Annotated in this window: 1 protein-coding gene; it reads right to left on the bottom strand. The window is 48.8% G+C overall.

The features are described from left to right. Positions 1-105 precede the first annotated feature (105 nt). Positions 106-4,234, bottom strand: a 4,129-nt coding sequence (locus NZ772_14855) for a PAS domain S-box protein (GenBank protein MCS6814832.1), incomplete at its 5' end; no start/stop codon positions are given.

The raw sequence follows: 4,234 nt of genomic DNA, 5'->3' as shown, positions 1-4,234 counted from the left end.
CAAAGTCATGACTACAACCATACAAGCTCGTAATAAGATGGAGATTAGATAGCGCTAGTATCACTCTACAATACTGGTCTTGTTGTCTGAGCTAGTTCTTGTCTTCTAAGCAACTTGATCATCTCCCAACAGCACAAAGAAGACATTCTCTAGCCCTTTTTCAAAGCGCAGGGTTCTTACCAAGTTATGCTCTTGAGAAAGTACTGAATCTACGATAATCATGTCAGGTTGGTGAGAAATTGCTTTTTCAATACAGTCGTCGCGACCATTCGCCTCAACCACATGGTAGCCTTGGGCACGCAACACTTCCGATAATGTTTGTACTGTGGAAGCATTTTCGTCTACTATCAGTACTTTTTTGCCAGATGTGCCTTGGCGCAGCAGTGCCTGAATATCATTGAGCAATTGTGGAGTGTTGATGGGTTTTGTGAGATAGCGATCGATGCCAATGCGGAACCCACGTTCTTTATCTTCGATAATCGACAGGATAATGATGGGAATGGCCATGCTGCGGGGATCATTTCTGAGAACTGCTGCCACATCAAAGCCATTAATCTGGGGCATCATCACATCTAGGATGATTAAGTCAGGCCGAGACATCTTGACTTGGTTAATGGCATCCATACCATTACTGGCCTGTTGCACAACGTAGCCTTCAGACTCTAGTTCTTGACGCAATAGTTCTCGGATGTGCGCATCATCATCGACAACTAAGATAGTTTTCCGATCGTTGGGAATGGCGATCGCAGCTGTAGCCATGTGCTCTTTGATTTGGCGAACTAATGACTGGTAGTTAGCAGTATTTTTAGCAGCGTGTAGGGATGTGGAAATGGGGGTTATGGGCAATGTAAACGAAAACGTGCTGCCTACACCTAGCTCACTCTCGACCCAAATCGTACCCCCGTGATAGTTCACAATTTGCTGACAGATAGGCAGCCCTAATCCAGTTCCTTTGGGTTTATCGGTAAGCGTATCACCTACCTGCTTAAACTTTTCAAACACCTTAGGCTGGTCGTCTGGGGCAATGCCGATGCCTGTGTCAATTACTGAGATGACTAAACTAGCGCCTTCTGGAACAGGCTCAGTCATGGTTGAGCTAACTCCCCCACTACGAACCGTGGCTCGCACAGTAATGCTTCCCTGTTCCGTAAACTTCACTGCATTAGAGATTAGATTGATGAGCACTTGGATGAGACGATCGCGATCGCCCATCACTTGGGGTAAATCACCACTGATTTCTTGCCGTAGGGTCAAACCACTGGTTTCAAACAGGGCCGAGGTGGCAGCTATGGCCTGTTCAATCACCTCCACAGGGTTCAGGGGTTGCATGTGCCATTCCACCTTGCCTGCTTCCATCTTGGCAATATCCAACACATCGTTGATCAGCGTTGTCAGGCGCTCTGCCTCAGACACAATGATAGAAATGTTGGTGTCTACCTTTTTGAGGGCACGCTGGAGCTTGCGATCAGTGTTTTGGATGTAGGGGAATATATCCTCGTCGAGTTTTTCTTTGATGATGGAGGCAAACCCTAGCACTGAAGTCAGTGGTGTGCGTAGTTCGTGAGATACTGTGGAGATAAAGTCAGTTTTCATGCGATCGATTTCCCGCTGTGCCGTAATATCTCGTATTAACACAGCCGCCCCTAGCCACAGTTCTGCATCGTCACTGCCTTCAACCGAGGGCTTATAAATGGTGGTAGCTGTAGCATGACCCACCCGATCCTGACTTAGCAAAATTTCACTTGTGAATACCTCATCAGGGCTAGCATAGGTCTGAGCCAACAGATCGGCTAATCCTGGCATCGGCAAGTCGATGACATCTTCACCTAGTAAACCCTCCCCCTCTAAGCCATAGAGTTCCAGCAGGGCAGGATTATAACGGCTGACTCTGCCATCGGTATCAGTCACCAGCAGACCATCTGCCAAATTGTCTAGAATTGCGTTCAGTCCTAGGGCTTCGGCTAGGGCTTCTTGGAGAGCTGCTTCTGCCTGTTTGAGCTTAGTAATGTCGATCGTGGAGCCAACAATGCTATAAATTTGCCCATTGTCGCGCTGAAGCGGACTCAGGGTGGTATACCACCACAGGGGCTGACCTTGAAAGGGCAAGTACTCTTCGTAAGAGATGGTTTCCCCACAATCACAACAACGGATAAGATTCTGCCTCACCTTGTTTCCAAAGCTATCGCCAAGGATTTCTTCTGGGGTCTTGCCTTTACAGTCTTGGCTCCTGAGGCCCGTAACCTTTTCGGTGTGGGCATTCCAGCCTGTATGGCGAAACTCACCGTCATCGGAGACCGACCAGACAAAGATTTGATTCTGAGAGCCGTCGTAGATGCTGCGTAAGAAGGCTTCGCGCTCTTGCAATATCGCTTCTGTGTGTTTGCGATCAGTAATATTGAGAGCCGTGCCAATTAGACGACCAATGCGACCATCATTATCCCGCAGGGGGTTCAGCGTAACTGACCACCAATTCTCCTGTTCCTGAATCACATAGCAATCTTCATAGGTAACGGCTATGCCCACCTGCACGCAGTGCTGATACCGCTGGCAAAGTAACTGCCCTGTCTCTGCCCCAAACAATTCGACGGGAGTTTTGCCTACAGCAGCATAAGAGGGAATGTGATACATCTCTTCTACTGCTCGGTTCCAGCCTGCAAACCGAAACTCCCCATCGGCAGCCACATCTACAACAAAAATGTGCATATTCACCCCATCGTAGATGCTGCGTAAAAACTGCTCTTGTTGTTGCAATTGGATTTCAGCACGTTTACGATCGCTAATATCGACCGAATAACCAATCATGCCAGTCGGATTGCCACAGGCATCACGTTTGAAGGATAGGGACAGGAAAATATCAAACTGCTCTCCTGATTTGCGCTGCACCGTCACCTCAGTTTCATGCTGTCCATGTTGCTGCAACGGTAAAATCACGTTAGTCATGAGGGTTTCGTGGAGCGTAGGAGGATAGATAAGTGTGATATGTTGGCCGATGGCTTCCTCAGCCGTGTAGCCAAACATGGTCTCTGAGGCACGGTTCCAACTGATGATATTGCCCTCTAGATCAGTGGTGATAATGGAGTCTTTCACCTGTTCCAATAGGCGGGCTTGATTCTGGAGGGTAAGTTCGGCCTGCCGACGTTCGTGGGTTTCTAGGATCAAGCGAATAATATCGGCGATGGACACAGCAAAGTTCTCTTCTTCTAGTGCCCATTGTCGCGGTGTGCCCACATGTTCTAGGCGCAAAACCCCTACAACTTTTCCTTGGCACCAAATCGGAACATCGATCATAGCCGTAATTCCCAGGGGCTGTAGATAACTTGGTACTAATTCTTGGACATGCAGGTCGCTGTAGACATCATGGACAACAAGTATCCGGGTGGTTTGCAGGGCGTGAAAATAAATCGGACACTGGGCTTGAGTCAGATTCTCACCTTGGCTATGGGTGCCGTCAGCCAGACAGTAAAGGTTATGACAGGTGATGGCGCTGCGATCGTCAGTGTAGAACCAAATACTAGTCTGGGCTACATCTACGGCGTGACAAACAATGTCTGTAACATCTTGTAGGGCTGGTTGCAGTTCGTCGTACTCTAGGGTGCCTCGACTAACTAGCTCTTGAATTCCAGCGTTGTGGTTGCGCAAGCGCTGTTCAGTCTGGGCGAGGGCATGGGTGCGCTCCTGTACCCTGGCTTCTAGGTCTGCGTTTAACTGCTGTAGGGCAGCTTCGGCTCGGCAGCGATCGGTAACATCTAAGGCCATCCCGCCCACCACCACCTCACCATCTGGGGTGACAATCGGAAACTTGTAGACTTGAAAATCTCCTAGGTTGCCATCCGGGAGGGGACAAACTTCCATTGTCACGACGATCGTGCCTCCCTCAATCACCCGTTGGTTATTGGTATGAAACTGATGGGCAATTTCTGGGTCAAACATGTCAAACACGCTTTTCCCCACAATCTCACTAGTCGTTATGGGGATGTTCGTTCGGTGAAATTGGAGATAGGCAGGGTTGATGTAAACCATCTGCCCATGTCTATCTACAATCCATGCTGGCACTGGGCTATTGTCTAAAAAGATTTGAAACTGGTCGGCACGCCGACGATGGGTAAACTCTGTTTGTTGTTGGGTAAGGTTAGCTGCTTCTAAGGCTTGCACCCGTTGACGCAGTAACGCTAGCTCAGCAGTCATTGCTTCATAGTCAGCAGCATCTAGCGTAATCAGACGATCAGACATGGCA

The sequence above is a fragment of the Cyanobacteriota bacterium genome, assembly GCA_025054735.1.
In the GTDB taxonomy this organism is placed as follows: Bacteria; Cyanobacteriota; Cyanobacteriia; order SKYG9; family SKYG9; genus SKYG9.
This window is presented reverse-complemented; position numbering and strand designations above follow the sequence as displayed.